This window comes from Baekduia sp. (genome assembly GCF_035996765.1).
Lineage (GTDB): Bacteria > Actinomycetota > Thermoleophilia > Solirubrobacterales > Solirubrobacteraceae > Baekduia.
Genome location: NZ_DASYJG010000041.1, coordinates 75,628 through 101,894, shown reverse-complemented (window position 1 = coordinate 101,894; position 26,267 = coordinate 75,628). Strand labels below are relative to the sequence as shown.

Annotated in this window: 25 protein-coding genes; 18 read left to right on the top strand and 7 right to left on the bottom strand. The window is 69.8% G+C overall.

Annotated features, from left to right (window positions below):
- Positions 1–29: 29 nt before the first annotated feature.
- The 4 genes from VGO10_RS09950 to VGO10_RS09935 form a co-directional block, all read right to left on the bottom strand.
- A complete protein-coding gene (locus VGO10_RS09950) occupies positions 30–1,283 on the bottom strand; it encodes an MFS transporter (RefSeq protein WP_327467750.1) in 1,254 nt (417 codons plus the stop codon).
- A gap of 95 nt (positions 1,284–1,378) precedes the next feature.
- Positions 1,379–2,527 carry an acyl-CoA dehydrogenase family protein gene (locus VGO10_RS09945; RefSeq protein ID WP_327467748.1) on the bottom strand — a complete coding sequence of 383 codons (1,149 nt, stop codon included), beginning with the start codon at positions 2,525–2,527 and terminating at the stop codon, positions 1,379–1,381.
- Positions 2,528–2,533: 6 nt separating this feature from the next.
- Positions 2,534–3,730, bottom strand: a complete 1,197-nt coding sequence (locus VGO10_RS09940) for an acyl-CoA dehydrogenase family protein (protein WP_327467746.1) — start codon at positions 3,728–3,730, stop codon at positions 2,534–2,536.
- Between the two features lie 53 nt (positions 3,731–3,783).
- Positions 3,784–4,380, bottom strand: coding sequence for a TetR/AcrR family transcriptional regulator (locus VGO10_RS09935; protein WP_327467744.1), 597 nt, complete (start codon positions 4,378–4,380; stop codon positions 3,784–3,786).
- A gap of 191 nt (positions 4,381–4,571) precedes the next feature.
- Here VGO10_RS09935 and VGO10_RS09930 point away from each other — a divergent pair, with 191 nt between their 5' ends.
- The 8 genes from VGO10_RS09930 (at position 4,572) to VGO10_RS09895 (ending at position 11,256) form a co-directional block, all read left to right on the top strand.
- Positions 4,572–5,357: an enoyl-CoA hydratase/isomerase family protein gene (locus VGO10_RS09930; RefSeq protein ID WP_327467742.1), complete on the top strand. Its 786-nt coding sequence runs from the start codon at positions 4,572–4,574 to the stop codon at positions 5,355–5,357.
- Positions 5,358–5,406: 49 nt separating this feature from the next.
- The gene (locus VGO10_RS09925; RefSeq protein WP_327467740.1) at positions 5,407–6,192 is read left to right on the top strand and encodes an arginase family protein; all 786 of its coding nucleotides are present in this window, start codon (positions 5,407–5,409) and stop codon (positions 6,190–6,192) included.
- A gap of 165 nt (positions 6,193–6,357) precedes the next feature.
- Positions 6,358–6,849 (top strand): hypothetical protein, encoded by a 492-nt coding sequence (locus VGO10_RS09920; RefSeq protein WP_327467738.1) that lies wholly within the window; start codon positions 6,358–6,360, stop codon positions 6,847–6,849.
- On the top strand, positions 6,803–7,759 hold the full coding sequence (locus VGO10_RS09915; protein WP_327467736.1) for a Kiwa anti-phage protein KwaB-like domain-containing protein: 957 nt from the start codon (positions 6,803–6,805) through the stop codon (positions 7,757–7,759). Before VGO10_RS09920 ends, VGO10_RS09915 begins: the two co-directional genes overlap by 47 nt.
- Before the next feature lie 47 nt (positions 7,760–7,806).
- Positions 7,807–9,393, top strand: coding sequence for an acyl-CoA carboxylase subunit beta (locus VGO10_RS09910; RefSeq protein WP_327467735.1), 1,587 nt, complete (start codon positions 7,807–7,809; stop codon positions 9,391–9,393).
- 41 nt (positions 9,394–9,434) lie between these two features.
- Complete coding sequence (locus tag VGO10_RS09905) at positions 9,435–10,112, top strand: zinc metallopeptidase (protein ID WP_327467733.1); 678 nt, start codon at positions 9,435–9,437, stop codon at positions 10,110–10,112.
- A gap of 118 nt (positions 10,113–10,230) precedes the next feature.
- A complete protein-coding gene (locus VGO10_RS09900) occupies positions 10,231–10,668 on the top strand; it encodes a hypothetical protein (protein ID WP_327467731.1) in 438 nt (145 codons plus the stop codon).
- A gap of 222 nt (positions 10,669–10,890) precedes the next feature.
- Entirely contained in the window at positions 10,891–11,256 is a 366-nt protein-coding gene (locus VGO10_RS09895) for a hypothetical protein (protein WP_327467729.1), read from the top strand.
- Between the two features lies 1 nt (position 11,257).
- On the opposite strand, the gene VGO10_RS09890 is transcribed toward VGO10_RS09895, so the two are convergent.
- Positions 11,258–11,554: a hypothetical protein gene (locus VGO10_RS09890; protein WP_327467727.1), complete on the bottom strand. Its 297-nt coding sequence runs from the start codon at positions 11,552–11,554 to the stop codon at positions 11,258–11,260.
- A 351-nt stretch (positions 11,555–11,905) separates the two neighbouring features.
- Between VGO10_RS09890 and VGO10_RS09885 the strand changes: the two genes are divergently transcribed.
- From VGO10_RS09885 to VGO10_RS09855, 7 genes are all read left to right on the top strand, one after another.
- Complete coding sequence (locus tag VGO10_RS09885; RefSeq protein ID WP_327467725.1) at positions 11,906–12,808, top strand: 3-keto-5-aminohexanoate cleavage protein; 903 nt, start codon at positions 11,906–11,908, stop codon at positions 12,806–12,808.
- Positions 12,805–14,040 carry a CaiB/BaiF CoA-transferase family protein gene (locus tag VGO10_RS09880; protein ID WP_327467723.1) on the top strand — a complete coding sequence of 412 codons (1,236 nt, stop codon included), beginning with the start codon at positions 12,805–12,807 and terminating at the stop codon, positions 14,038–14,040. Before VGO10_RS09885 ends, VGO10_RS09880 begins: the two co-directional genes overlap by 4 nt.
- Positions 14,037–14,744 carry a MerR family transcriptional regulator gene (locus VGO10_RS09875; protein ID WP_327467721.1) on the top strand — a complete coding sequence of 236 codons (708 nt, stop codon included), beginning with the start codon at positions 14,037–14,039 and terminating at the stop codon, positions 14,742–14,744. Before VGO10_RS09880 ends, VGO10_RS09875 begins: the two co-directional genes overlap by 4 nt.
- 80 nt (positions 14,745–14,824) lie before the next feature.
- A complete protein-coding gene (locus VGO10_RS09870; protein ID WP_327467719.1) occupies positions 14,825–15,994 on the top strand; it encodes a Fic family protein in 1,170 nt (389 codons plus the stop codon).
- Positions 15,995–16,028: 34 nt separating this feature from the next.
- Complete coding sequence (locus tag VGO10_RS09865) at positions 16,029–17,342, top strand: cellulase family glycosylhydrolase (protein WP_327467717.1); 1,314 nt, start codon at positions 16,029–16,031, stop codon at positions 17,340–17,342.
- Positions 17,343–17,420: 78 nt separating this feature from the next.
- Entirely contained in the window at positions 17,421–19,253 is a 1,833-nt protein-coding gene (locus tag VGO10_RS09860; protein WP_327467715.1) for a hypothetical protein, read from the top strand.
- Positions 19,250–20,743: a flippase gene (locus VGO10_RS09855; protein WP_327467713.1), complete on the top strand. Its 1,494-nt coding sequence runs from the start codon at positions 19,250–19,252 to the stop codon at positions 20,741–20,743. The genes VGO10_RS09860 and VGO10_RS09855 overlap by 4 nt, the downstream gene beginning before the upstream one ends.
- A 15-nt stretch (positions 20,744–20,758) precedes the next feature.
- On the opposite strand, the gene VGO10_RS09850 is transcribed toward VGO10_RS09855, so the two are convergent.
- Positions 20,759–21,388 carry a serine O-acetyltransferase gene (locus VGO10_RS09850; protein WP_327467711.1) on the bottom strand — a complete coding sequence of 210 codons (630 nt, stop codon included), beginning with the start codon at positions 21,386–21,388 and terminating at the stop codon, positions 20,759–20,761.
- 126 nt (positions 21,389–21,514) lie between these two features.
- On the opposite strand from VGO10_RS09850, the gene VGO10_RS09845 reads away from it, so the two are divergent.
- Genes VGO10_RS09845 through VGO10_RS09835 form a run of 3 tightly spaced genes read left to right on the top strand, consistent with a single transcriptional unit; the run spans position 21,515 to position 25,172 of the window.
- Positions 21,515–22,996 (top strand): glycosyltransferase family 39 protein, encoded by a 1,482-nt coding sequence (locus tag VGO10_RS09845; RefSeq protein WP_327467709.1) that lies wholly within the window; start codon positions 21,515–21,517, stop codon positions 22,994–22,996.
- A 3-nt stretch (positions 22,997–22,999) separates the two neighbouring features.
- Positions 23,000–23,890 (top strand): beta-1,6-N-acetylglucosaminyltransferase, encoded by an 891-nt coding sequence (locus tag VGO10_RS09840; RefSeq protein ID WP_327467707.1) that lies wholly within the window; start codon positions 23,000–23,002, stop codon positions 23,888–23,890.
- 22 nt (positions 23,891–23,912) lie between these two features.
- Positions 23,913–25,172: a glycosyltransferase gene (locus tag VGO10_RS09835; protein ID WP_327467705.1), complete on the top strand. Its 1,260-nt coding sequence runs from the start codon at positions 23,913–23,915 to the stop codon at positions 25,170–25,172.
- On the opposite strand, the gene VGO10_RS09830 is transcribed toward VGO10_RS09835, so the two are convergent.
- Positions 25,118–26,236: a glycosyltransferase family 4 protein gene (locus VGO10_RS09830; protein WP_327467703.1), complete on the bottom strand. Its 1,119-nt coding sequence runs from the start codon at positions 26,234–26,236 to the stop codon at positions 25,118–25,120. The genes VGO10_RS09835 and VGO10_RS09830 overlap by 55 nt on opposite strands.
- Between the last annotated feature and the right edge of the window lie 31 nt (positions 26,237–26,267).

The window sequence follows — 26,267 nt, the reverse complement described above, 5'->3', positions numbered from 1 at the left end:
GGTGTGCGCTTGTGCTATTGCACAACCACTCAGCGATTTTGTGAGGTTTCGTCCCGCAATCGGCCCAAAATCGGGACGGAGAGCAAGATCGCGGCCGCGCAGACGCCCCACATCGCCTGGTAGCCGTCGGTTCCGGAGAACGGTCCGTCGAGCACGCCGATCGCGATGCCGGCCAGGAGCGGCCCGAGGGCCGTGCCGACGCCGCGGCTGACGCTGTAGAGACCGGTCGTCAGCCCGTGGTCGTCGTCTTTCATCAGCGGGATCAGCAGCGCGTAGGGCAGCGTCATCACGACGCCGCCGCCGAAGCCGACCAGCGGCGTGACCGCGCCGACGACGATCGCGTTGTTGACGATGAAGGGCACGAGCAGGCCGGCGCCGTAGATCAGCAGCGACACGCGCATGACGCGCACGGTGCCGAAGCGATCGGCCAGCCGGCCGCTGATCGGCGTCGCGGCGGCGATGAAGACGGCGGTCCCTGCCACCGCGAGGCCCGCGAGCCCCGTGCCCACGCCCAGGCCCTTGGTGAGGTACAGGATGATGAAGGTCTTGGTCGCCCCCAGCGAGAGCTCCCACAGTCCGTTGGCCACCATGAACGCGCGCAGATCCGGGCGCCGGACGACGAGGTCGCGCAGCCGCTGCAGGTCCTCGCGCAGCCCGGTCGAGCTTCCGGCGGCGTGGTCGGTGTCGGTGCGCCGGCGTGGCAGGAGGGCCAGGAAGATGCCGACCGCCGTCGCGGTCAGCGCCGCGCCGACCAGGAACGGCACCGGCTTGCCGAGCGTCAGCAGGACGCCGCCGGTGGCGATCGCGATGATCGTCCCCAGCCCGCGCCAGAGGGCCTGCGTGCTCTGGCCACGCCCCGCGATCTCGGGGTCGATGAGGTCGGGATAGAGCGCGCGGTAGGGCTCGTAGGCCACGAAGTAGGCGGCGAAGAAGACGACCACGGCCACCAGCGCGTACGGCAGGCTCGTCGCAAAGCCCATCGCCGCCAGCGCGACGACCAGCACCGGTGAGCCCCAGCGCACGAACGGCAGTCGGCTCGTGCGCCGGTCAGAGAGCGCGCCGGCGGGCACCGCGATCAGCAGGGCCATGATGCCTTCCACCGCGATCAGCAGGCCGACGACGGTGCTCGAGTGCGTGAAGTCCTGCGCCAGCACCGGCAGGTAGGTCGTGGCGATCGTCGTCGCCAGCGCGTAGGCGAAGGTGGGAAGGCCGAGGACGGCCAACAGCTGCCACTCGCCGGGCTGGAGCCCGCGGTCGCGCTGCTGGTCGCTGGAGGTGGCCACTGCGCCGAGGCTTACCCCGGCGGCGCGGTTCTCCAGCGCCAGGAACTAGAGCGACGCGCTCTGGACCAATACGCCCGGTTCCTCGTGACCTCTGCTTAGAGCGCCAGCACCTTGGCCAGGATCTCGCGCATGATCTCGTCCGTGCCACCGCCGATCGGCCCCAGGCGCGCGTCGCGCGCCATCCGCTCGATCTCGTACTCCTCCATGTAGCCCGCGCCGCCGTGGATCTGCAGGCAGGTGTCCATGACGTCAAAGCACGCGCGCTGGGTGGCGAGCTTGGCCATCGTGACCTCCTTGACCGCGTCGCCCTCGGTGCTGACGAAGCGCCGCAGCGCGTCGTAGGTCACCACGCGGGAGACGTGGACGGTCGTCGCGATCTCGGCCAGCTTGTGGCGCAGGACCTGGTGGCCGGTCAGCGCCTTGCCGAACGCGCGGCGCTCCTTGGCGAAGGCCACCGTCTTGTCGTAGGCGACCTGCATCGCACCGACCGCACCCAAGGCCATGACCAACCGCTCCCACTGGAAGTTGGCCATGATCAGGTAGAAGCCCTCGTTCTCGCGGCCGAGGAGGTTCTCCTCGGGCACGAAGACGTCGTCAAACGACATCAACGCCGTGTCGGACGCGTGCCAGCCCATCTTCTCGATCTTCGACGCGCTCACGCCGTCCTGGCGGTCGATGATGAAGAAGCTCAGGCCGTGGTGGCCGCCCTCGCCGGTCGTCTTGACCGCGGTGACCCAGAAGTGCGCGCGCACGCCGTTGGTGATGAACATCTTCGAGCCGTTGATCACCCAGCCGCCGTCGACGCGCTTGGCGTGGCTCTTGATGCCGGCGACGTCGGAGCCCGCATCAGGCTCGGTGATCGCCAGCGCGCCGATCTTCTCACCGGCGATCGCGGGGGCGAGGTAGCGCTCCTTCTGCTCTTCGGTGCCGAACTTGGCGATCGGCGGCGTGGCGATGTTGATGTGCGCGCCGACGCCGGCGGCCACGCCGCCCGAGCCGCAGTGGGCCAGCTCCTCGGCGAGGACCGCCTCGTGGAGGTAGTCGCCGCCTTGGCCGCCGTAGCGCTCCTCGTACTTCAGCCCGAGGAAGCCGTGCTGGGCGAACGCGCCGAAGACGGAGTCCGGGAACCAGCGCGCTGCTTCCCACTCGGTCGCGTGCGGGCGCAACTCGGCGAGCACGAAGCGGCGGACGGACTCCCGCAGCGCCTCGTGCTCTTGGCTGAACGGCGGCTCTGGGATGGCCACCTCGGCCTACAAGCCGTACGAGCGGCCGATGACCTCGAGCATGATCTCGTCGGTCCCCGCGCCGATGCGGTTGAGGCGCATGTCGCGCCAGACGCGCTCGACGCCGTACTCGGTCATGTAGCCCGCGCCGCCGTGGATCTGGATGCACTCGTCGGCGACCTCGACGGCGATCCGCGCGGCGTGCAGCTTGGCCATCGAGATCTCGCGGACGGGGTACTCGCCGTTGTTGAAGCGCCAGGCCGTCATGTAGGTCAACTGCCGGGCCGTCTCGATCTTGGTGGCCATCTCGGCGAACTTGTGGCGGATGACCTGGAACTTGCCGATCGAGCGGCCGAAGGCCTGGCGCTCCTTGGCGAACTGCAGCGTCATGTCGAAGCAGTGCTGCGCGCCGGCGACGCAGCCGGCGGCGCCGATCAGCCGCTCGCCCTGGAGCTCCCAGCTGATGTGGTAGAAGCCCTTGCCCTTCTGGCCGAGGATCGCGGAGGCGGGGACGCGCACGTCCTGGAACGCCAGCAGCGCCGTGTCGGAGGAGTGCATGCCGAGCTTGCTGAGGCGCTGCTCGCGGATGACGCCGGGGGCGTCCATCGGGACGAGGAAGAGCGTGATGCCGCCGTGGCCTGCGTCCGGATCGGTCTTGGTGACGAGCACGATCACGTCGGCGCGGTGGCCGTTGGTGATGTAGGTCTTGGACCCGTTGATGATGTACTCGTCGGTCGCGGGGTCGTGGACCGCGCGGGTCTTGATGCCGGCGACGTCGGAGCCCGCGTCGGGCTCGGTGATGCCGAGGCAGAGGATCTTCTCGCCCTTGATCGCGGGGACGACCCACTCCTGCTTTTGCTCCTCGGTGCCGAACGCGAGGATCGGCGGCATCGCCATGTCGGTGTGGACGGCGACGCCCATGGCCAGACCGCCGGAGCGTGCGTGCGTGATCTCCTCGGCGAGCACGAGCGACGTGTAGTAGTCGCCGCCCTGGCCGCCGTACTGCTCGGGCTTGTCGAGGCCGAGGAAGCCGAGCTCGCCCATCCGGGTGAAGACGGAGTCGGGGAAGGTGGTCGCCTCCCACTCCTCGGCGTGGGGCGCCAGCTCCTTCTGCGCGAAGGCGCGGATCGACTCGCGCAGCTGCTCGTGCTCGTCGGTGAAGATGAAGTGCTTGCGGCTTGCCCCGAAGTCGGGCTTCAGGACGTCGTTCTCTGCGGTGGCCATGGCTGGACGGTAACGGCCCCGCCGTCAGAAGTAAACAGTGGCACGTCCTACTTTCAGCTGGCGGCAGGTCGGGTCGAGGGAGCGGTGAAGGCCAGGGCGCAGGTCTCGCCGACGTGGCGGCCCGCCTCGTCGACGGTCATGCGGCCGGCGTTGACCTCGACCATCGCGACGACGCCGAGGCCGCGCAGCGTCGTGAGGATCCACATGATGGGCACGTCGTCGCGCAGCTCGCCGCGCTCCTGGGCCTCGGTGAAATAGGCCTCGAGCGGGGTGGTGATCGCGTCGATCGGGTGCAACGCCCGCACGCGGAGGTCGGGGTGCGCGTCGATGAAGCGGTAGCGATCGCCGATCGCGATGAAGCGCGGGCCGAGCTCACAGAGCAGCTCCCGCGCCGAGTGTGCGGAGCGCAGCGCTTCCTCGATCGTTTCGGCGGCGTCGCGGATGACCTCGGCGAAGAGCGCGTCGATCAGATCCTGACGCCGCGGGAAGTGGCGGTACACCGTTGTCCGGCCGAGCCCGGAGGCGTCGGCGACCTCCTGCATCGTCGCCTGGGGGCGCTGCGCCAGGAGCGCTACGGCCGCGGCGAGCACGGTGCGCCGATTTCGGCGTGCGTCGGACCGCAGTCGGGCGTCGGATGTCGCGTCGGTCATGGTGTCCCTCCCCCAATGATGCCGTAGCGGATCACGGCGTGGGAAGGCACTCTTCCGGATTGGCTCAGCCTCATACTGTTCGGTAGCCGCTCAGGCGTTCTATGTGGCGCGTAGACGCTCGTGTTGCCGAGGTGGCACAGAGGGCTTCCGGATGCCCCGCAGGCCGACTCCATGCTTTGCTTGCAGATCTCATGGCCTACGAGACCGTCCGTTACGACGTTGCCGACACAGGAGTCGCGACGATCGCCCTCGACCATCCCGAGACGCGCAACGCGTTGTCCGATCAGGTGCTGGACGACCTACTGGCAGCCTTCACGGCGGCCCGCGACGACGATGCGGTCCGCTGCGTGGTGCTGACCTCCACCCACGAGAAAGTGTTCAGCAGCGGTGGCAACCTCGCGGGATTCGCCGAGGGCGTGCCGCTCATTCACAAGCACTTCGGCACCAACCGCTTCCCGGCGCTCTTTCAGCTGATCGGCGAGCTGGGCAAGCCATCGATCTGCGCGGCCAACGGGCATGTGCTGGCCGGCGGCCTCGGCCTCGCGCTGGCCTGCGACCTGATCGTCGCGCGCGATGGCGTGACCTTCGGGACGCCGGAGATCAACGTCGGCGTGTTCCCGTTCATGATCATGGCGCTGATCTACCGCAACGTCGGGCGCAAGAAGACCAACGAGCTGCTGCTGCTCGGCGAGCGCATCGATGCGGCCGAGGCCGAGCGGATCGGGATCGTCAACAAGGTGGTCGCGCCAGACGACTTCGAGGCGGCGGTGCAGGAGTGGGCGGTCAAGCTCGCGAGCAAGTCCCCCGTGTTGATGCGCCTGGGCAAGGACGCGATGTACCGCCAGCAGGATCTAGCCTTCGTCGACGCGTTGGAGTTGTTGCACCACAACCTCACGTTGGCGTTCTCGACGGAGGACATCCAGGAGGGCGTGGCCGCGTTCTTCCAGAAGCGCGCGCCGGAGTGGAAGGGCAGATGACGAAAGCGGTGGCGTTCTTCGAGAAGCGGGAGCCCGAGTGGAAGGGGCGATGAGCCCGGAACCCGCCGTCGTCGGGATGCTGTGCCGCTCCTCGGAGCGCGTCGAGGGAGCAGCCGCCGGGACCGAGGCGCTCGCCCGCGAGCTGGCCGAGCGCTGCGCGGTGGATGTGCGGCTGATCGGCCGCCCGAGCCCGATGAAGGTCGTCGGCTGGGAGGAAGACCTGCGCGGCTCGCGCGGCTGCTTGCTGGAGGCCGGCGGGCAGGTCGACGACGCGCTGAGCGACGGCCGCTACCCGGTCCTCGTCGCGCCCGACTGCTCGGTCAGCATGACGACGCTGCCGACGGTCATCCGCCACCACCCGGGCGCCACGGTGCTGTGGCTGGATGCTCACGCCGACTTCAACACGCCCGACACGACGGTCTCCGGCTACCTCGGCGGCATGTGCCTCGCGGCGGCCTGCGGGCTCTGGGCCGGCGGCTTTGACCTGCCGGCGGTCGACCCGACCGCCGTCGTCACCTGCGGCCTGCGCGATCTCGACGGCGCCGAAAGCGTGCTGTTGGAGACCAACGGCGTCGTGCGCATCAGCCGCCCCGGGCTGCTGGCCGAGGCGCTCGCCGGCCGCGACGTCTTCGTCCATCTGGACCTCGACGTCCTCGATCCCTCCGTCATCACCTCGCCCTTTCCGGTCTCTGGCGGCCTCAGCGACGGCGGCCTGCGCACGCTGCTGACCGAGGTCGCGGGCGCATGCGACCTCCTCGGCTGCGAGATCGCCGGCTTCCACGACCCGACGCTGGCCGAGCTGATCGCGAGCGTCGTGGAGCCGCTGTTGTCGTAGCCGCTCGCGAGGACGACCGAGGTCGCTTAGCGTTGGGTCATCGTGCGCTGCAACGTCTAGCCGGAGGGGATGCGAACATGTGTTCCCATGCGTAGTTCGACTTCATCTCCCAATCAAGGACCGTTTCTAGGCCGGATGCTCCTGCTCGGAAGCGCATACGCGCCCGTGGCGATCATCGTCGGGCTTCGCGTACTGCCTCATCGTGGGGGATGGATTGCAGTGACGTTCGGTGGCGCGGGCATTGCAGTGTGGCTAGCGTTCCTCTGTTGGTTCCCATCAAGGTCGCAGCCTCGGGAGGTCGTGCTTGGTGAGGTCGAGCCGATCGACGGCGAGGTGACCGCCTATGTCGCGTCGTTGCTTTTGCCCCTCGTTGCCGTGGGCAACCCAGACGCTGGAGATCTCGGTGCCTACGTGGTGTGCGCCGTACTCATCTTGATTGTCGGCTATGCGGCCGATCTCGGTTCCGTCAACCCTGTGATCTACCTTCTCGGCCTCCGCGTCGTGAGGGCTGAGGTCGATGGGCGGCTGGCGATAATGCTGGTCCGTTTGGTTCCTTCTCGTGGTGATCCGGTCGTCCTTGTGCGGGCGGCTGGTGTCATACGTGTGCTCGATGATGAGTCAGAGAATGGGAGCAAAAATGCCACCAAGTCCGGTTGAACTGCTGCTGGCACGTCGTCCTGAAACGGTTGGTCAGGCGGCGTTCGGTCACGTCGACGTGACCAGGGCGGGCCGCGAGGGACTTGAGGACGTCGTTGACGATGCGGTCAGGCAGATTGAAGGCCTCACCGAGATTGATTTCAATCCCGATGATCGCGCGGAGGATGGAGAGATTCTTACGGCCCCGCTGAGGGGGTTTGACGATTGGTACCAGGCTCAAGCGCCATGGAGTCTGGAACGCGTCGTCGACGAACTAAGAAACCCCGGCCTGCCGGACGTACTTGACGAGGAGGGGATTAGGCACGGCCGCTGGGGTTTCTACGCGATTCGGGTCCCCATTGAAAACATGGACATCATCGTGGTTCGGGCAAAGAGTCCGACCTGGGGGCTCACCAGCAATAAGTTCTTCGCATCCCTTGTTGGGACGCAACTCCAGCCTGTGACGGAGCCCCTTCTTGCGTTCGATCGTACGGCGGATCTGATCGTTGTGGACGACACCGTCCACGTTCTCAACCCAGGCGCAGTCGAGCGCTTGTTCGTAGACGCTGACGCGATCAAGGCGCGGGCAGATCGAACGACAGCGAGTTTTGGCGCTGCGCTCGCCGCGCGAGTCACAAATCCGACGCTTGACGCGATCCAAGCTGTGATTTCTCACAACGCCAACGTCGGGCGTAGAGTTGAGAAGCTCGTGAGGAGCGGGGTCCTTCCTAACGTTACGGCCGCGGGTGTGCGTGCTGCGTTGCCAGACGCGGGCCTGCAGTTAGGGGACTTCGGTGCATCTGGGCCTCTGCAGGCGGTCACGCCGGATCATGCGACCAAGTTGATTGAGATCGCGGCGGACCTCTACTACCAGCCGCGGTTCGAAAGCTCGTCCCGAAAGGTCGCCTACTTCCGTCGCCTTCCGCGCTGAGTCTGCTTGACGGATCCCGAAGTGGGAAGTAGGACTTCCTACTTCTCATGACGGACACCACGAACGCCCCGACCTCGCTGCTGCGCCCACTTGTCGATGATCTGCTGGAGCGGCGTGCTGCTGCGCTGCTCGGTGGTGGGGAGGAGCGGATCGCGCGCCAGCACGCTGCCGACAAGCTGACGGCGCGGGAGCGGATCGCGCTGTTGGTGGACGAGGGGACGTTCTGCGAGCTGGGGCTGCATGGCGGCATCCACTTCTCGGTGCGCGGGTTGGAGGACAAGAACGCGCCGGCCGATGGTGTCGTCACCGGCTACGGCAAGGTCGACTGCCGGCTGGTCGCGATCGCGGCCTATGACTTCACCGTCATGGCCGGGTCGATGGGCATGACGGGGGAGATCAAGGTCGCGCGGCTGCGCGAGCTCGCGCTGTCCAAGCGGATGCCGATGGTCTGGCTGCTGGACTCCGCCGGCGCCCGGATCCAGGAGGCGGTCGGGTCGCTCTTCGCCGGCTCCGGCCACCTGTTCCGCGAAGAGGTCGTGGCCAGCGGCGTCATCCCGCAGGTCGCCGCGCTGATGGGGCCGTGCGCCGCGGGCACCGCGTACATCCCGGGGCTGGCCGACTTCGTCCCGATGGTCAAGGGGCGCGGCTCGATGGCGCTGGCCGGCCCGCATCTGGTGCGCGCCGCGGTGGGCGAGGACGTCACCCAGGAGGAACTCGGCGGCTCGCGCGTGCACTGCCGCAAGTCGGGCGTCGGTGACCTCGAGGTCGCCGACGACCAGGAGTGCATCGCCAAGATCAAGGCCTACTTGTCGTTCTTGCCCTCCCACAACGAGCAGGCGCCGCCGATCAGGGTGGGTGGGCCCGATTCCGATCCGATCGACCGCATGGACGAGGACTTGCTCGACGTCCTGCCGGAGTCCAACCGCAAGCCCTATGACATGTACGAGGTGATCCGGCGGATCACCGACGATGGCGAGTTCTTCGACATGAAGCCCCAGTTCGCCAAGACCATCATCACGGGCTTCGCGCGCTTCGGCGGCCGGCCGGCGGGCATCGTCGCCAACCAGCCCAAGCAGCTCGGCGGCATCCTCGACAACGACTCGGCCGACAAGGCCGCCCGCTTCGTCAACCTCTGCAACGCCTTCGGCATCCCGCTCGTCTTCCTGATGGACGTGCCCGGTTTCATGGTGGGGTCCAAGGTCGAGGCCGGCGGCATCATCCGCCACGGCGCCAAGATGCTCTACGCGGTCGCCAACGCGACCGTGCCGAAGATCACCGTCGTCATCCGCAAGGGCTACGGCGCGGGCTACTACGTGATGAACGGCCGGGCCTATGAGCCTGATCTGATCGTCGCGTGGCCGAGCGCCGAGATCAGCGTCATGGGGGCCGAGGGCGCCGTGGAGATCGTCTTCCGCAAGCAGGTCGAGGCGGCCGACGACCCGGCCGCCAAGAAGCAGGAGCTGATCGACGCCTACAAGAAGATCATCGACCCCTACATCCCGGCACGCAACGCGATGATCGACGACGTCATCGATCCGCGGGAGACGCGCCCGGTCATCTGCCGCGGGCTGGAGATGGCGGAGGGCAAGCGGGTGGCCCGCCCGTGGAAGCGCAATGGGGTTGTGCCGGTATAGACGCTTAGGGAGCCCTAAGGCAGTGTCATTACCATGACGCCATGTCATCGCTGACGATGGTGTGGCTGCTGACCATGATCGTGCCCCTGGGCCTCGGCCTGTGGGCGCAGCGCAAGGTCAAGACCACGTTCGAGCAGTACAGCAAGGTGCCCGTGCGCTCCGGGATGACCGGTGCGCAGGCGGCGGCCGAGGTGATCCGCTCCTCGGGCCTGACCGGTGTCGAGATCAGGGAGGTCGAGGGCCGGCTGACCGACCACTACGACCCGCGCAACCGCATGCTGAACCTGAGCCCCGACGTGGGCCAGGCCTCATCGGTCGCCGCGCTGGGCGTTGCCGCCCACGAGGCCGGCCACGCCGTCCAGGATGCGCGCAACTACTTCCCGATGCGCGTGCGTCAGTCCTTCGTGCCGGTCGCGTCGATCGGCTCGTCGTTCGCGATCCCCATCATCTTCATCGGCCTGCTGATCGGGGCGACGGGCCTGACCAACGTCGGCCTCGCGCTCTTCACAGCGATCGTGCTCTTCCAGCTGATCACGCTGCCGGTCGAGTTCGATGCCTCCAAGCGCGCGCTGGTCGCGCTGCAGGATGGCCGTCTGCTGGAGGCTGACGAGCTCGACGGCGCGAAGTCGGTGCTGAGCGCCGCCGCGCTGACCTACGTCGCCGCCCTCGTCGCGTCGCTCTCACAGCTCATCTACTTCTTCCTCGCCTCGCGGCGCTGAGCAGCGACCGCGGCTTCCGCCGCCCCCTCCGGTAGAATCCCGCAGCGACATAATCAACATCAAACCCCCGCGACCGCGAGAACGGCCCGGGGGCATGACCCAAGGAGAGTGAAGCTCCATGAGTGCCCATCAGGGTAGCTCCGCCTGCCGTATCAGCGTCGATCCGTCGACGGCCGACGTGTTGCGCATCGAGGCCAAGAAGGTCTTCATGTTCAACCACGAGCCCTTCGAGGACTTCATCGACTACGTCCCCGCCAAGCAGTTGGTGCTGGCCGACATCTTCCGCGATGCGACGGCCGTCATCGACGCATTGGGCTGGGACCCCGACACCGTCCCGCAGCGCGAAAGCGTCGAGGTCGCGCTGACCCCCGGTCACGTCCAACAGCTGCACCGCCGCCGCTGCGACCTGCTCGACACCAACCTCGACCTCCTCGACAACATCGGCGCCGACAACGACGCCAACGCCATCGTCATGTCCGAGATCCACGCCAACCGCCACGCCACCGAAGCGCTGAACCGCGTCTTCGACGCCTACGCCGACACGATCACGGCATAGGCCGCCGCACTTCCGTTGCGGGGGTCAGACCCCGCAACGGAATCGCGACCGGCGCCAGCTCGCGAGCAGGGTCATCTGCATTTGGGGTTGCCTTGACGGCTACCCCTGCCTGCTGGGTACACTTTCCCACGAGTCCGTCGGCCAACCGCGACCCCCAGGGCTACGACGACCGTCCACAACCGCGCAAGGCTTATGCGCGGGGGACGACAACCTAAGACAGGCATGGCTTCCCTCCCACACCAGCGCGCACGCGGCGATCAGGCACACCCTGAGACGTTCGACGTCGCGCTGCGCATGGTTCTGGAGGACCATCTCGACGAGGACACGCTCGTTGAGTTGGCGATGCAGATGAACGACGCCATCGACAACCACACCGGCGACGAGATCGCAGGGGTGGACGTGAGCGGGGTGCTCTCGCCGCCGACCGTCGTGATCGGGCTGGACGTCGTCGCCGCTAGCCTGACCGAACTGCATGCCGTGATCGCCGCGGTTGTCTCGGTGATCGAGCGCGAGTGCCCGATCAGCGTTGTCAGCAGCGATCAGCATGTGCAGCGGGCAGATCCCGAGCCCGCTCTCGCGTGCGCCTGAACTAGACCTTCAGGCCGCGCTTGCGGAAGTTCCGCGTGACGCGGTTGAGTGTGCCCTGCTTGCTCGGCGTGCAAGGCACGAGCACGAAGTCTGGCCCCGGCGGATGCGGATGTCCCGGCGGTGGGTGACACACGATGTAGCCGTCGCTGCGGCGCTCGCACCACCACTTGGCGTCCCAGGCCGCTTTGACGAGCTTGTCGTAGTCCTTCTTCGGCGCACGCGGTCGCTGGCCGTTGGGATTGGCGACGCGTTTGGGATGTTCGGGCGGCTGACCTCCAGCCGCAGCAGGTGGAGTCATGACGTGTCGTTGATCGAGCCGGATGGGCAACCCGGCGGATGGACATTGAAGCGGCGGCGAGTCTAGTCCGCTCACCGGACAGGACAGACACGAAGAGCCGCCCGGTGCCCACCGAGCGGCTCAACGCAGAGCTTCAACGTCACAACGACGGCAGGATCGTGGCAGTGGTAGCGGACGGAACGCCGCCGCAACGTCCGCGCATGGTCGCCGACGACTACCAGGCAAGTCGTGCCTTCAGCACGTACACGTGTGTGCCGGGAGGTACAGCGGCAAGACAGCTTGCACCGACCGCCGAAGTGCGAAAGAGTGGGAAGTGGCACGTCCCACTTTCCACCTTGGAGCGAGCGAGCCTTGAGTCTCGAGCACCCCGTCGTCATCACCTGCGCCATCTCCGGCGCGCTGGCCAACCGCGACCAGTGCCCGGCGATCCCCTACACGCCGCAAGAGTACGCCGCCGAGGCGCGGCGGGTCGTCGACGAGGGTGGCGTGCACATCCACATCCACGCGCGCAAGCCTGACGGGACGCCGAGCTATGAGATCGAGGACTTCACCGCGATCCACGATGCGATCCGGGCTGAGGTCGGCGACGCCGCGATCCTGAACTTCTCCACCGGCACGATCGGCGTCTCGGTCGAGAAGCGCATCGCGTACCTGCGCGCCTGTCCGCCCGAGGTGGCCGCGCTCAACATGGGGTCCATGAACTACGCCAAGTACTCGTCGCGGCGCAAGGACTTCGTCTTCTCCACGGTCTTCCCCAACCCGTTCGACGAGATCATCGAGCTGTTGAAGGCCATGAACGAGCTCGGGATCAAGCCTGAGCACGAGTGCTTCGACCTCGGCCACGTCGGCTCGCTGTGGCCCTTGATCGACATGGGGGTGTTGCACGCGCCGCTGCACGCCGACTTCGTGATGGGCGTCACCGGCGGCATCCGCCCGACCGCGCGCAACCTTGCCGCGATGGCCGACAACTTGCCGGAGGGCCCGGTGGGGGGTGGGGATCAACATCACTGGGGCGTGATTGGCATCTCGCGTGTGCAGTGGACGATGCTCGCCGCGGCGCTCTCGCTCGGCGGCTCGATCCGTGTTGGCCTCGAAGACAACCTCTATCTGCCCGACGGGGAGATGGCGCGCTCCAACGGCGACCTGATTGCCAAGGCGCGGGAGATGACGATCGACGCGGGGCGCCGGCCGGCGACGGTCGAGGAGGCGCGGGCGCTGCTCGGGCTGAAGGCTCGCGCCGGAGCAGCCGCATGAGCGGACTGCCGTTCGAGGGCCTCAAGGTCCTCGACCTCTCCCGCCTGTTGCCCGGCGGCTTCTGCTCGCTGCTGCTCGCCGACTTCGGCGCCGACGTCATCAAGGTCGAGGACACCGGCATGGGCGACTACATCCGCTGGTCGCCGCCCGCGTTCGAGGGCGCCGAGGAGACGGCCAAGAGCGCGCTGTTCCTGTCGCTCAATCGCGGCAAGCGCTCGGTCCGGATCGACCTCAAGAGCGAGGCCGGCCGCGACGTGCTGCTCAAGCTGGCCCGCGACGCCGACGTCCTCCTCGAGTCCTTTCGCCCAGGCGTGCTCGACCGCCTCGGCGTCGGCTACGAGCGCCTCAAGCAGGAGAACCCGCGCCTGGTCTACTGCGCCATCACCGGCTACGGCCTCACGGGGCCCAACGTCCAGCGCTCGGGCCACGACATGAACTACTTGGGCCTCAACGGCGTCCTGGCGCTCAGCGGCGATGCCGACGGCCCGCCGACCCAGGCCGGTGCGCAGATCGCCGACCTCGGCGGCGGCGCGCTGATGGGCGCGTTCGGCATCCTCGCCGCGCTGCGCGAGCGCGACCGCAGCGGCGAGGGCCAGCTCGTCGACGTCTCGATGTTCGACGGCGCGCTCTCGTGGCTGGCGATGGTCGCCGCGCGCGTCTTCGCCGCCGGCGAGCAGCCGCGCCGCGGTGCGGAGATGCTCAGCGGCTCGCTGCTCTGCTACCGCCCGTACCAGTGCGCCGACGGCTGGGTCACGCTCGGCGCGCTGGAGCCGAAGTTCTTTGCCGCCTTCTGCCATGGAGTCGACCGCGAGGACTTGCTCGAGCATCAGTTCGAGCAGCCCGGCAGCGCAGCGCACGCCGAGGTCGAGGCGATCTTCGCCGGCCGCACCCGCGCCGAGTGGGCGGACTTCGCCCAGCAGCACGACTGCTGCCTGGAGCCCGTCCTCGAGGTCGAAGAGGCGCTGGAGTCCGAGCTCGTTCGCGCGCGGGAGATGGTGATCGCGTTCGAGCAGCCGGGCGCCGGCATGGTCAAGGGGCTGGGGATGCCGGTCAAGCTCTCGCGTACGCCCGGCCGGGTCCGCAGCGGGGGCCCGTCGCTCGGCGAGCACACCGAGCAGGTGCTGCGCGAGTCCGGCTTCTCTGAAGAGGAGATCGCCCAACTCCTGGCCGACGGTGCCGTCGCTAGCGCCGCCGGGTCGAGCGTGACCGCCAGTCCCTTCCTGGCGTCATGAACGACGACGGCCTGCTGAAGATGAGCGAGCTGGCCCAGCGCAGCGGCGTGTCGGCCGGCACGATCAAGCACTACCTGCGCGAGGGGCTGCTCGACGGCGAGGGCGAAGGCGTGGTGCGCACCTCGCGCAACATGGCCTACTACCCGCCGGCCTACGTCGAGCGCATCACGCTCATCAAGCGCCTGCAGGAAGACCGCTTCATGCCCCTGAAGGTCATCAAGGGCATGCTCGACGAAGACCCCGACCGCGCGCTGGCGCTGGTCGAGTTGGAGGACAAGATCATCGAGCGCGCGCTGGAGCGGCGCGAGTCGGCGCGCGTGAGCTCAGCCGAGATCCGCAAGCGCTATGACTTGCCCAAGGTCGTCCTGGACCGCCTCGTCGAGATCGGCGTGCTGACGCCCAACGGCCGCGGCTACGACGCCGACGACGTGGCGATCATCGAGGCGATGGTGCGCTTCCGAGCCGGGGGTTACGACGAGACCCTGGGCTTCACGGTCTACGACACGCTGCGCTACCGCGAGGCCTTGCAGCCGCTGGTCGAGGAGGAGATCGCGACGATGCTCGGGCGCCTCGCCGGCGAGGTCGAGCCCGACCGCGCGGCCGACATCATCGCCTCGGGCACCGAGCCCCTGCGCGAGCTGCTGGGCGCCATGCATTCCAAGCTGATGTTGGCCGAGTTGCGCCGGCAAGCCGGCGATCGCTGACTCGAACACGCACGTTTCAGTCCTGCAGCGTCTCTAACGCATATTGCGGATTTCGTTAGAGTCATGTAGGTTGCGTGCTCGTGGAATCCGCTGACTTCCCCTGCACCACGTTCGGTGAGGCGCGACAGACCATCGGACCGCACGCCTATATCGCGTACTTCCCGGCGCCGCTGCCACGGTCCTTCGAGCTCCCTGCCCGGCTCGTGCCTCTGCTTGCGGACGCCGAAGCGGCTCTTGGCCGACTTGCGGGGGTCGGCCAGGTCCTGCCCAACCCGCACCTGCTGATCCGGCCGTACCTCCTTCGTGAGGCTGTGGCCTCGACGATGATCGAGGGGACGCAGGCGTCGCTCGCCGAGATCTTCGAGCTCGGCGCCGCTGGCGAGCAGCCGAACGCGGACGTCGAGGAGGTCCTTGCCTATGTCGACGCGATGGAGTGGGCGGTCACCGAGGCGCCGCGACTGCCGTTGAGCAACCGCATGTTGCTCGAGACACACCGGCGGCTGCTGAGCGGCGTGCGCGGCGCCGAGCGCCGCCCTGGGGAGTTCCGGACGACGCAGAACTGGATCGGCCCCCCGGGCTCGACACTGCAGAACGCGAGCTTCGTACCGCCCCCACCCGACGCGCTCGCCGAGGCGCTGGCTGATTGGGAGCGCTTCGCCAACGAGGAACCGGATATGCCGCTGCTCGTCCAGGACGCGCTGCTGCACGTCCAGTTCGAGACCATCCACCCGTTCCTCGACGGCAACGGTCGGCTCGGACGCCTGATGCTGGTTCTGTTCCTCATCGTCCGTGGCCGGCTGACGGCACCGTTGCTCTATCTCAGCGCCGGCATCGAGCACCAGCGCGAGCGCTACTACGCCGCGCTTCGCGCGACCCGTACCGAGGGCGACGCCCTGCCCTGGATCGAGCTCTTCCTCGAGGCCGTGCGGTCACAATCCATCGACGCCGTGAGGCGAGCCGAGAAGATCGTCGAGCTCCGCGAGCGCTACCGCAGGCAAGCGACAGAGCTCGGCAGCGTCAACGCCCTGCAACTCGTCGACCTCATGTGCGAGAACCCGATCGTGACGACCCGACTCGTCGAAGCCCGCCTCGGCGTCGCACGACCGACCGCGCTTCGGCTCCTGCGCCAGCTCGCCGATGCCGGATTGCTGGAGGAAGCCGCTCAAGGCGCACGCGGTCAACGGCGATACGTTGCGCGCGAACTGATGGACGTGGTGACCGCAGACAACCTGGGCGGGGACGATCGCTGATCGACTTCCCAAAAACTCGTGTCACACTGGGCGCGTGCTCGACGTCTCCCCACGCTTCGCCCTCCGCTTCCGCCTGCCCGTAATCGCCGCGCTTTGCGTTGCCCTGGTCGCGGCCTTCGCGACCGCGGCGGGCGCCAAGCCGCTCTATGGGCTGCAGGGCGTCCCCGCCTACGCGGCCGCCTCCCAGGCGCAGGTCGACACCGCGCTCGACGCGGCCAAGAAGGCCAACGCCAAGGTCATCCGCGTGGAGGTGCTGTGGTCCAAGCTGGAGCCGACCGCCGCGGGCGTCCGTGACGCGAGCGAGCTGGCCGCGGTCGACCGCGTCGTCAACGGCGCCGCCGCGCGCGGGATGAAGACCGAGCTGATGATCGACTCGACGCCGTGCTGGGCTTCCTCGTCGCCCGACCGTGGCTCGTGCGCCGGCGCCGACCCCAACGTTTTCGAGGTCACGCGTTACCCCCCGGCCAATCCGGCGGGCTACGTCGACCTCTCGACCTTCCTCGTCGCGCGGTACGCCGCCAACCTCGCTGCCTTCGAGGTCTGGAACGAGCCCGACCAGGTCAACGAGATCTATTGGGCCGGCCCGAACAAGGTCCGTGGCTACGTCGCTTTGGCCAAGGCCGTCTACCCGGCGCTCAAGCAGGTCGCCCCGCGCGTCCCGGTGCTCGCCGGCTCGTTCGTCGGCGGCAACGGCAAGTGGCTGCAGGCGCTGTACGACGCCGGGTTGAAGGGCAGCTACGACGGCCTCGCCGTGCACTTCTACGATCTGCCGCTCTCGTCGCTGACGACCACGCGCGCCGTGCAGAAGCGCAACGGCGATCGCAAGCCGCTGTGGCTGACCGAGTTCGGCTTTACCAGCTGCTACGCCAAGGGTGGCCCGGCGTTCAAGATCGACCACGCCTGCAACACCCGCAAGGGCCAGGCGCAGAACCTCACCGACACCCTGCGCAAGGTCGCCAGCGTGAGCTGGGTCAAGGCGGCGTTCGTCTACATGATCAACGACCAGTCTGACGCGTACCAGTTCGGATTGCTCACCGCCTTGGGGCTTCCCAAGCCGGCCTTCGCCGCCGTGCGCAACATCTTTGCCGGCAAGAAGGTCCGCGTGGCCAAGCCGAAGATGGCGCCGCTGACCGCGCGCCGCGGCCGCGTCACGGTCAAGGGCACGGCGTCCCAGACCGAGCTGTTCACGCTGCGCGTCTGGCGCGCGGGTCGGCTCGCCTATCGCGCCACGCTGCGAACTGACCGGTTTGGCGCCTATCGCCTCGTGCTGCCGGCCGTCATCGGCACGTCGCAGCTGCGGGTCCGGCTGTCGGGCACCTGGACCGGCAGCGTCACGCGGCGCCGCTGAGCGACGCTCCACCAAGCGTCCGTCGGCGCTGAAGCGCGATCGGAGCGGGCCGATGGGTGTGGCAGAGTGACAGTGCCCGTGACCGGTCCCGTTCCCGTTCCCGTGCCGGGATCCGTTCCCGCGCCACGGCCGCTGTACCTGCACGCCGACGCCGTGGGCGAGCCGGTCTTCGGCGTCTTTCACGACGTCGCCGACGCCGACGCCGCCGTGCTGTTCCTGCCGCCCTTCGGCTACGACGACGTCTGCGCTTACCGCGGCCTGCGGATGTGGGCGCTGGCGCTGTCGGCCCAGGGCGTCGCGTCGTTGCGGATCGACCTGCCGGGTGCGGGGGACAGCGGCGGCGGCCCGCGCGACCCCGGTCGCGCGCCGTCCTGGCCGCAGGCCGTGGCCGCCGCGGCGACGTGGCTGCGCGCTGAGACCGCTGCGCGGCAAGTTGTTGCGATTGGTCTGGGGCTCGGGGGGCTCGTCGCCGGCCAGGCCGTGGTCGAGGGCGCCGACATCGACGACCTCGTCCTGTGGGGCGCGCCGTCGCGCGGCAAGGCGCTCGTCCGCGAGCTGCGCGCCTTCGCGCGGCTGGGCATCACCGAGGCCGACACGTTCGCGTGGGACGAGACGATGCCGCCGCTGCCCGACGGCTCGCTGGAGAGCGGCGGCTTCCTCCTCAGCCCCGAGACCGTCGCCTGGCTGCAGGGCCTGGACTTGGCCGCGGCGCCGTGGCCGGATGCCCAGCGCCGCCATGTGCTGCTGCTCGGCCGCGAGGGCATCAGCGTCGACGCCAAGCTGCAGCGGGCGCTGACCGAGGCTGGTGTGGCCGTGGCCGCCGCCGACGGGCCGGGTTACACGGAGCTGATGGACGAGCCACATCGCTCGCTGGCGCCCGAGGAGACGTTTGCGATCGTCAGGGAGTGGCTGGCGCAGACCCGGGACGCGACGCCTGGTGGCGCAACGGATGCGAGCGCCGTCACCGTGCCGGCCGCCACCGAGACCGCCACGCTGACCGTTGACGGCGCCACCGTGCACGAGGCGCCGATCGCCATCGACGCCCCGGGCCACGGCGGCGCCCTCTTCGGGATCGTCGCCACGCCGGCGCCGACGGGCGAGCTCGCGCCGCTGACCGTCGTCTTCCTCAACGTCGGCGCCGAGCGCCGCATCGGCGCCAACCGCATGTGGGTCGAGGCCGCGCGCCGCTGGGCCGCCCGAGGCGTGCCGTCAGTGCGCCTGGACCTGATCGGCATCGGCGAGGGCGGCGGCCCCGCCACGCCGTGGAACGGCGAGTACGCGCTCTACGACGACGCGCTCGTGGCACAGGTCGAGATCGCGCTCGACGCGCTGCCCGGCTACGGGCTGGCGCCGCGCTTCCTGCTGATCGGCATGTGCTCCGGCGCCTACTGGGCCTTCGCGCGTGCCCGTCAGGATCCGCGGATCGTCGCGCTGGAGCTGCTCAACACGCGGATGCTGCTCTTCGACGAGACGCGAGGCAGCGCCGCCGAGGTCCGCCACCTGCGCCGTCTCAGCGGTCGCGAGGTCTGGCGCGACGTGCTTGCCGGCAAGCTGACGTGGGCGCGTGTGCAGCGGATGCTGCGCGCGATCGCCGTGATGGTCGCGCGGGCGCCGCAACTGCTCGTCGACCGGCTGCGGGCCAAGAGCGGTGGCGGCGATCCGCTCGATCTCGCGCTCGACACGCTGCGCGACCAGGGCACCGCGGTCAGCCTGCGTTTCACCGACGGCGAGCCGCTGCAGGAGGAGCTGGCGCGCAGCGGCCACCTCGCGCGCCTGGCGCGCTGGCCCAACGTCGCCGTCCGCCCGCTCCCGGGGCCGGCCGACGCGCACACGCTGCAGGTCGTTCGCATGCAGCCGGCCGTGCACCGGGCGCTCGACACGTTCCTCGCTGAGCAGCTCGCACGCACATGACCGACATGCCGGCTGCCGAGCCGCTGGAGGCCTTGCCGCTGACGCCCTCGCGCGAGCGTGCGTTCCGCGACGTCTTCGTCCAGGTCATGACGCGCGTGCTGAACCTCGCGCTCGGGATCGTCGTCACCGCGCTGGTCGTCCGCACGCTTGGCGACAGCGGCTACGGCCAGTGGATGACGATCCTGACGACCTTCCAGCTCGTCGGCTTCTTCACCAGCCTGGGGCTGGAGCAGGTGGCGGTGCGCGAGGCGGCGGCCGACCCGCGCCACGCCGAGGACTGGGTCGGCGCGCTGGTCGTCACGCGCCTGGCGCTGACGTTGCCGGTGATGGTCGTGGGGCTCGGCGCGCTGACGCTGATCTCCCAGGGGCACACGATGTTCATCGCGGGGATCATCCTGCTCGTCGAGTTCCCGTTCGGCGTGGGCTCGTCGCTGGCCGTCGTGCATCAGCTCCGCGTGCACAACACGCTGCCGATGATCGTGCTGACGCTCAACAGCGTCCTGTGGGGCGCGTGTGTGCTCGTCATCTACCTCAGCGGCGGGGGACTGGTCGCCCTGGCGCTGTCGATGACCTTGGTCACGACCGCGACGGCGATGATGCAGGCCTTCGCGGCCTTCAAGCTCCTGCGCTTTCGCCTGCGGCCGTCGCGTGCGGCGATCATCCGGCTGCTGCGCGTCGGCGCGCCGCTCGGCGTCGCCGGGCTGCTGGTCAACGCCTACGCGCGCGTCGACCAGATCATCGTCTTCGAGAAGGCCGGCTCGCAGGCCGCCGGCTACTACGGCGCGGTCTACCGCGTGCTCGAGCAGGCGCACTTCATCCCGATCTCGGTGCTGACGACGCTGGCGCCGATCATCACGACGCTTTACGTCACCGATCGTGCACGAATGCTGCGCATCGTGACGCTCGCGGCGGAGTTCCTGGCCATTGGCGCGCTGGGCGCGCTGGCGTTCGCCTCGGTCGCCGCCGAGCCGCTGATGCGGCTGTTCTTTGGCGAGGAGTTCGTCCCGGCCGCGCCGGCGCTGCCGATCCTCGGCGGCGCGTTCGTCTTCATCTGCTACGGGTACCTCACCGGCAACCTGCTGCTGGTGCTGGGCCTCGCGCACCGCCAGATCATCGTCGGCATCGCCGGCCTGGTGGTCAACGTGATCGGCAACCTCATCCTCGTGCCCAAGTACGGGTTCTTGGCCGCCGCGTGGATGACGCTGGCGACCGAGGTGGTCGTCGTCGGCACCGGCGGGTACTTCGTGGTCAAGGAGCTGGGCGGGCTGCGCATGGTCTCGGTCGGCCGACTGCCGCGCGTGGTGGCCGCGGCCGCGGTCCTGCTCGTTGTGCTGCTGGCGCTGGACGCGATGGGTGGCGGGCTGGTCGTGCTCGCGCTCGCCTCGGCGCTCCTGTATCCGGCGCTGCTGCTGGGACTGCGTGCGGTCGCGCCCCAGGAGCTCAAGGTGTTGCTGCTCAAGCGCCCAGAGCAGCCGGCCGAGGCCGTCTGAGCCGCGACGCCGCGGTCAGCCGGCGGCGCGATTGCGCGCCGAGAAGCGATCCTCGGCGTGCTCGATGACGCGTGCGGGGACGCCGGCGACGACCTTGCCGGCCGGGACGTCGGCGACCACGACCGCGCCCGCGCCGATGACGGCGTCACTGCCGACGTGGACTGGTCCCAGGACCATGGCCCCGGCGCCGATCCGCACGCGGTCGCCGAACGTCGGCGGTCCGCCACGGTCGCTGTAGCCGACCGTCACCTGCTGGGAGATCAGGCAGTCGGCCCCGAGGCGGCCGGCGATCACGATCGTCGCGAAGCCGTGGGAGACGTAGAGGCCTGGGCCGACGGCGTCGCAGCTGATCTCCAGCGCCACCTGGCCGCCCCAGATGCGGCGCAGGACCAGCGCGAGGAGCGCCCAGGCGCCGCCATCGTGCTCGAGGCGCAGGTAGAGGACCGAGCGGAACTCGCGGCGCGAGAGCGCGTCGAGCGCTTCGGCGGTGCTGAGCTCTTCGGGCAGCGCGAGATCGAGGCGCGACTGATGCAGCCGGCGCGCGTCGCGGTGCAGGGCCGCGGCGCTGGGCGCACGGCGCAGGACCGCCAGCAGCGGCAGCACGGCGGCGTGGCGTAGCCCCGTCGCAAGCTTCCGGGCGTTCATGGCGCCCATCGTAGAGCGGCGACCCGCCCGTGCCCGGTCCGGGCGCCGCTGTGGGTCGGCGTTTCGTCGAGGGGCTGTCTGACCGTGCGAGGGGCGGCCGACCACCGGGCTATGCTCAGCGACGCCGTGCAAAGGAGCCGTTCGCGTCAGGCCACGCTCGCCCTGCTGGCCGTGCCGACCGTCGTCGCCGCGGTGCTGGTCCTGTGGGGCATCGGCCACGAGTCGCTCTGGCGCGACGAGGTGGCCAGCGTGACGATCACCGACCGCTCGTGGTCGTCGATGTGGCACGTGATCGTCCACCACGAGTCCAACATGGCGCTGTTCGACCTCGTCTTGCATCCATGGGAGTGGCTCGGCGGTGGCGATGGCTTCCTGCGGTTGCCGAGCGCGCTCTTTGCCATCGCGACGGTGCCGGTGACGATGCTCGTCGCGCGGCGCATCGGCGGCGACGTCGCGGCAGCGGTAGCCGGGCTGGTCGTCGCGCTCAACGGCTTTGTGGCGATCTACGGCCAGCAGGTCCGCGGCTACGCGCTGATGATGCTGCTCGCCGCGCTCGCGGCGCTCACGCTGCTGCGCGCGCTGGAGCTTGGGCGCCGGCGTGACTGGGCGCTCTGGGCGCTGACGATCGTCGCGCTGCCCTACACGCACGTGCTCGGCGTGCTGATCGTCGTCGCGCAGAGCGCCTCGCTGGCGCTCTATCCGTGGCGCCGGCTGCCGGTTCGGCCGCTGGCCGCGAGCCTGGTCGGCGCCGGTGTGCTGTGGCTGCCGATCGCGATCTTCCTGAAGATCGGCGACCACAACCGCACGAGCTGGGTGCCGCCGCTGGGGCGCGACCTGCTGCGCCAGTCGATCGAGGCGCTGGCGGGCAACCTGGCCATGTTCTTGCTGTTGGTCGTCGCGGCGGCGATCGTCTTCGGCGCGCTCGTCGTCACGCTGCGCCGCGACCGCGCCCGCAGTGAGGAGGCGTGGCGCCTGGCGCTGCCGCTGTGCTGGGTCGCGATCCCGCCGATCCTGCTCGGCATCATCTGCCTCGCGCAGCAGACCTGGGTCGATCGCTATCTGATCGGCATCGTGCCGGCTTTCGGCGTCCTCGCCGGCGTCGCGGTGTCGGTTCTGCGCGCGCGGGCTGGCGTCGTCGCCGCCGTCGCGCTGGCGACGGTCCTGGCGCTCGGTGCGCTGCGTGCCACCGCGGGCGAGTCGCACCCGGCCTCGATGGGGGAGGACCTGCGCGGTGCCGCGGCCTTTGTCTCAGGGCAGGCCCAGCCGGGCGACCAGCTGATCTACGCGCCGGCCTTCGCGCGCGTCGGTCTGCAGTACTACCTCAACAAGGACGGCGGTCGGGCACCGCGCGACCTCGCGCTCGATCCGCGCCAGACCGCTGTGGCCCGCGGCGACCTCTTCGCGCGTGAGCTGCCGGAGGCGGAGATCGCCGTGCGGCTGCGGGCCGCGCGCCGGCTCTGGGTGCTGGGCTACGGCTTTGACGCCGGCTGGCATCCGACGCCCGAGACCACGACCGCGGTTGCGCCGGCGATCCTGGCTCGTGACTTCCGCCTGGTGCAGCGCCGGCCCTTCGGCGGCTTCATCGTCAAGCGCTACGAGCACCGCTGACCGTTGTCCATCGTCTACCTCGTTCTCGCTCATGGCGCCCCCGAGCAGGCCGCGCGCCTGGTCGGCCGGATCAGCGATCCGCAGGACACGGTCATCGTCCACGTCGATCGCAAGGCCGAGTTGGCGCCGTTCACGGAGGCCTTCGCGCGGCTGCCGATCGCGCCGATCCTCACGCGCAAGCGCGTGCCGGTGTACTGGGGCGGCTGGGGCATCGTGCAGGCGACGGTGATCGGCATGCGCGAGGCGCTGGCGCTGCCGCGAGCCTGGTCGCACCTCGTCCTGCTCAGCGGCGCCGACTACCCGATCCGCTCGGTGGTCGAGACGCAAGCCTTCTTCGCCGCGCACGAGGGCGAGTCGTTCTTGTCGTGGTCGGCTGGTGACGGCCACGGCTACTCCGACGCCGACCGTCGCGGCAACGCGACCTGGCGCTGGACCGGCGACCTCTCGCGCATGCTCAGCTGGCAGGTCTCGATCCGCGGGCGCCGCTGGAACTTCCCGAGCGAGCGCGTGCCCTACGCGCTGCCGCGCCGGCTGCCGCGCGCGCTGCGCACGCCTTACCAGGGCTCGGCATGGTGGAACCTCACGCCCGAGGCGGTGGCCTACTGCGTGCGCTCCCTGCAGCGCCACCCGAGCATCGCCGCGCACTTCCGCTTCGTCTTCGCCGCCGACGAGAACGTGTTCCACATGCTGTTGCTCAGCTCGCCGCTGCGCGACACGCTGGTCAACGAGGATCTGCGCTTCATGCACTGGGACAACAACAGCCCGCCGACGATCGTGCTCGACGACGTGCCGGCGATGCGCGCCTCGGCCAAGCTCTTTGCCCGCAAGTTCGACCTCGCCGCGGCGCCGGAGCCGCTCGACGAGCTCGACCGGCTGGCCTCTGCCGGCGGCTGAGGGCCCGCTATGGTCCGCGCCGGTGCGGATCCTTGTGACCTCCACGCTCTACCCGCCGATCGCCGTGGGTGGGTACGAGCGCGAGTGCGCCATCGTCGTCGAACGGCTGCAGGCCGACCATGAGGTCCTCGTGCTCACCGGCGACCGCGAGCGCGACCACGTGGCGCCGGGGGAGGAGGGCGTGCGCCGCGAGCTGCTGCTGCTCTCCCAGGACGAGCGCGGATCGCTGCGGGCGCCGTTCGCATCGGTGACGGCCGTCCACAGCGCCCGCCACGCGCTGGAGGACTTCCGCCCCGACCTCATCTACGCCTGGAACGGCACGGCGATCCCGCAGGCCGCGCTGCGCGTGCTGGCCGACTCCGGCGTGCCGATGGCCTTCCGCGTCTGCGAGCACTGGTTCGGGCGGCTCTTCACCGTCGATCAGTTCCTGCGCGAGCTGGCGCCCGCGCGGCGCAGCCTGCCACGCGCAGCCTGGGCGCTGGGCTGTCGCGCGTTCAACCGCGCCGTGCCGTCGCTGCGCCTCGATCCGCTGCGCCGCTTCGAGGCGGCGATCTCGTGGAACTCCGAAGCCATCCGCGCCATGGCGGGCGTCCCGGGGGTCGTCGAGCCCGTCCTGGAGCGCATCGGCCACTCCGTGCCGCGCGCCGGCGCCCGTTACGAGAAGGTCGTCCGGGCGCCCGCGGCCGCGCCGGAGATCGCCTTCATCGGCCGCGTGACGCCCTACAAGGGACTCGACATCGCGATCGCGGCGCTGGCGCTGCTGCGCGACGAGCATGGGCTGGCGGTCCGGCTGACGGTCGTCGGCCCCGAGGACGAGTCCCACGGCACCGAGATGCGCGAGCTGGCGCGCGAGCGCGGCGTCGCCGATCTGATCGAGTGGCTCGGTTCCGTCGATCCTGATGGCGTTGCCGCGGTCCTGGCCCGCACGCACGCGCTGCTCGTGCCGTCGACCTGGCAGGAGCCGTTCCCGCTGGTGACGATCGAGGGCGCCTTCGCCCGCGTGCCGCTCGTGGCCGCCGACGTCGGGGGCATCGGCGAGGGGATGCACGACGAGGAGCACGCGCTGCTGTACCCGGCACAGGACCCGGCAGCGGCGGCGCGGGCGCTGGCGCGCACGCTGCGCGAGACCGAGGAGACGGCCGCGCGGGTCGAGCGCGCCTACGTGCGCGCCCAGGAGTTCCGCCTCGAGCCCTACCTCGAGGCCCAAGCGCAGTTCGTGCTCGACGCCTACGCGGCGCTGCGGGCCAAGCCGGCCAGCAGCGCGACCAGCGCCGGCGTCTGAACCGCGGCGTCAAAGCGCGCCTCGCAGCGGGCGCGGGCCGCGGCGCCCAGCGCCGCGCGCCGCGGCTGGTCGGCGAGCAGGCCGAGCACCGCCTCGCGCAGCGCGGCGCGATCGCCGAAGTTCACGAGGACGCCGGCCTCGTCGCCGACGAGGTCGCCGATCGCGCCGACCGTCGAACCCACGACCGGCACGCCACACGCCATCGCCTCGAGGACCGCCCACGGGACGGCGTCGGCGCCCGACGGCAGGACGAGCAGGTCGGCCTGCTGGCGCAGGTCCATCAGCTCCGGGTCGCCCGGGCCGAGGCGGTGGACGCGCAGGCCCGGTCGTGGGGCGACGTCGGCTGGCGTCACGGCGTCGAGCTCCACGGTCGTGCCGAGGTCGTCGCCGAGGGCGGCGAGCAGGTCGTCGCCGCCCTTGTCGGCAAAGCGCCCGCCCACGAACAGGATCCGCGGCAGCGTGCGCGGCCGGCGCGCAGCGGGGCGGAAGACGTCGAGGTCCAGGCCGGGATGGTGGACCGCGACGGTCGCGCGCGGCTCCAGCGCGAGCACCGCGTCGCGGACCCAATCCGTCCAGGCCAGGACCAGCGCCGCACCGCGAAAGGCCCGGCGCTCGGCACGGCGCGCCGGCACCAGCTCGGCCTCGGCGAGGCGGCCCGTGCGCCGCTGGGCCGGCATCGCCGCCCAGTCGCCGAGCGTCACGTCGACCGAGACCGCCGTCGGCACGCGCTCCATCAGCGCGCCGAGCCCGAGCGCCATCGAGTGGCTGTGGACGTGGACGACGTCGGGGCGCCACTGCGCCACCGCGCGCGTCAGGGTCCGGCGGCCGCGCAGCGACTGCACGAGATGCCAGCGCACCAGGCGCAGGTCCAGGTCGGCGCGCATGAGTGCCGGCGTCGACCACGTCGCGGCGGCGTGGGCCCAGCGGCCCTGGGTCGCAAGCCCGAGGAAGCGCGTCTCGATCTCGGGCAGGTCCTGGGTGTAGCGGCGCAGCGTCGCCTCGACCTGCGCCTGCCCGAGCACGTAGCTGCCGAGGTTGCCCTCGTTGAAGAACAGGAGCCGCACGAGCGGGCAACCGTAGAGGACGATCCGGCGC